General features: G+C 61.1%; 3 protein-coding genes. 2 read left to right on the forward strand and 1 reads right to left on the reverse strand.

Features of this window, described 5'->3' with window-relative positions; translation table 11 throughout:
* On the reverse strand, window positions 1–1013 hold a 1013-nt coding region (locus ACSHZY_RS18790), incomplete at its 3' end, for an NAD-dependent succinate-semialdehyde dehydrogenase (RefSeq protein WP_435171750.1).
* Between the two features lie 95 nt (window positions 1014–1108).
* Here ACSHZY_RS18790 and ACSHZY_RS18795 point away from each other — a divergent pair.
* Window positions 1109–1870 carry an IclR family transcriptional regulator gene (locus ACSHZY_RS18795; RefSeq protein WP_435171751.1) on the forward strand — a complete coding sequence of 254 codons (762 nt, stop codon included), beginning with the start codon at window positions 1109–1111 and terminating at the stop codon, window positions 1868–1870.
* A 190-nt stretch (window positions 1871–2060) separates the two neighbouring features.
* A partial coding sequence (attM, locus tag ACSHZY_RS18800; RefSeq protein ID WP_435171752.1) for an AttM family quorum-quenching N-acyl homoserine lactonase occupies window positions 2061–2839 on the forward strand: 779 nt, incomplete at its 3' end.

Here is a 2839-nt window from a genome sequence, read left to right on the forward strand (position 1 = left end):
GCGATGGCCTTCTCCTCGATCATCGGGCCGATGGTCACGCCCTCTTCCGTTCCCGGTCCGACCTTCAGCGCCTCCACCTTGGCTGTGAGTTTGGTTGCGAAAGCATCATAGACGCTGCGCTGCACCAGGATCCGGTTGGCGCAGACGCAGGTCTGGCCCGCGTTGCGATATTTGGAGACCATCGCCCCCTCGACCGCCGCGTCCAGATCGGCGTCCTCGAACACGATGAAGGGGGCGTTGCCGCCAAGTTCCAGCGACAGGCGTTTGATCGTGGGGGCGCATTGGGCCATCAGCAGGCGCCCCACCTCGGTCGATCCGGTGAAGGACAGCTTGCGCACGACGTCGGATTCGGTCAGCACCTTGCCGATCACGCGGCTGCCGCCGGTGATGATCTGCAGCACCCCGGCCGGCACGCCCGCCCGTTCGGCCAGCACGCCAAGCGCCAGCGCCGTCAGCGGCGTCAGCTCGGCCGGGCGCACGATCATGGTGCATCCGGCGGCCAGCGCGGGGGCGGCCTTGCGGGTGATCATCGCGGCGGGAAAGTTCCACGGCGTGATCGCGGCGGTCACGCCCACAGGTTGGCGGATGACGGTGATGCGACTGCCCGTCTGCGGCGCGGGAATCGTGTCGCCATAGATGCGCTTCGCCTCCTCGGCGAACCACTCGATGAAGCTGGCGGCATAGGTGATCTCGCCCTTCGCTTCGGCCAGCGGCTTGCCCTGCTCGGCGGTCATGACGGCGGCAAGGTCGTCTGCGTTGTCGATCATCAGGTCGAACCAGCGCCGCAGAATGGCAGCACGCTCCTTGGCAGGCAGCGCGCTCCAGGCGGGAAGGGCGGCCTCGGCGGCGTCGATGACGTCGCGCGTTTCGGCTTCGGACAGCGCCGGCACAGTGCCCACCGTCTGGCCGTCGGCCGGGTTCGTCACCGTGATGATCTCGGCCGAGCGGGCCTGCACCCAAGCGCCGTTGACAAGACAGGCGCTTTTCAGCAGCGAAGGATCCCTGAGGTTCATGTCATCTCTTCCTAATTGTTCGATATATTGAACAAAGTTCTTGATGCTGAACACGATTTCGTAGGATACTGGGCTTGTCAACAGAAAGGTTAAGTATGGCCGACGAGACAAGGCTTGTGCCTGCAGTGGAACGGGCGGTTCGCATCATGGACATCATCGCGGCCGACGGTCCGATGATCCTGTCCGACATCGCCCGCGCACTCTCGCTTCCCAAAAGCAGCGTGCATGGACTGTGTCATACCCTGTGCCATCTGAACTTGCTTCGGGAAAAGTCGGGTCGTTATTCGCTCGGAACACGCTCCCTGAGATGGAGCGGTGCGGCGATGGATGAATCCAGCCTTATCGCAGAGTTCAAGGATCTGTTGGACTGTACGACTGATTTGCAACGATACACGGTCACGCTGTCGACCCTGCTTGGCGACGAAGTCATCTATCTTGCATGCCAGAACAGTTCCGCCCCTCTCGGTGTAAGCTTCCGCATCGGAATGAGGCTGCCCGCGAGCTTCACGGCGACCGGGAAGGCGATGCTCTCCCATTTGCCGCCCCGTGATCTGGCGACGTTGCTCGACCAGCCTTTCCCGACGGCCCTGACAGACACAAGCGTCCAGTCGGCAGATGCGCTGCTGTCAGAACTGGAGCTGGCACGCAGCTGTGGGTATTCCGTCGACAACGGTCAAGTGCGCGCCGGCATGTGCTGTCTGGGGGCGGCGGTGCTGGATGCGGGCGGAAATATCGTGGCCGGAGTAGCGTTGTCGATGACGACCGCCGAAGCGAAAGCGCCCACTATTGAGGCCATGGGAACTTCCATCGCCGATTTTGCTCTTCAACTTTCGCGCCGTGTCGGCTTCAGGAACTGATCGGTGAGGTGCGATAATTACTTGACAGACGAAACGACGCGCCTGATGTTCTATATATCGAATTGTCGTTCGATTTGTTGAACAGCGTTGTTGGGGGGATGCGGAGGATCGCTTTATCCTCCGGGCGCGCGCGGTTGCCGACCGATTACCCGACATTTTCGAGATCCGCAGCGATTGGGAGGAAACAGAGTTGGATATCAGGCTTTACATGCTTCAGTCAGGGACGCTGAAGTGCAAGGTTCACAACATCAAGATGAACCAGGGTGACGGCGCGGATTACGAAATTCCGGTGCCGTTCTACCTGATCACGCATCCCGATGGGCACACGATCATCGATGGCGGGAATGCGATCGAGGTGGCAACCGATCCGCGCAGCCACTGGGGCGGGATCTGCGACGTGTACTGGCCGGTGCTCGACAAGGACATGGGCTGCGTGGATCAGATCAAGGCGCTCGGAATCGATCCCGAGGACGTCCGCTTTGTCCTGCAGTCCCATCTTCACCTGGACCACACAGGGGCGGTGGGGCGCTTTCCGAACGCGACCCACATCGTTCAGCGGTCGGAGTATGAGTACGCCTTCTCACCCGACTGGTTTGCCGCTGGCGGCTATATCCGCAAGGACTTCGACCGGCCCGACCTGAAATGGCAGTTCCTGAACGGCACCGACGATGACTACTACGACCTCTATGGCGATGGAACAGTGACAACGGTGTTCACCCCCGGACATGCGCCCGGCCATCAGTCTGTGCTGGTCAGGTTGCCGAATCGAAAGCCGATGATTCTGACCATCGATGCTGCTTATACTACCGATCATTGGGAAGAAAAAGCGCTCCCGGGTTTTCTGGCCTCGACGGTCGATACCGTTCGTTCTGTGCAAAAGCTGCGAGCGTTGGCCACGAAGGTGGATGCGGACGTCGTGACCGGGCATGATCCGGACGCGTGGGCGACGTTCAAGAAGGCGCCCGAATT

It is taken from the genome of Falsirhodobacter sp. 1013, assembly GCF_051195255.1.
Classification (GTDB): domain Bacteria; phylum Pseudomonadota; class Alphaproteobacteria; order Rhodobacterales; family Rhodobacteraceae; genus Falsirhodobacter.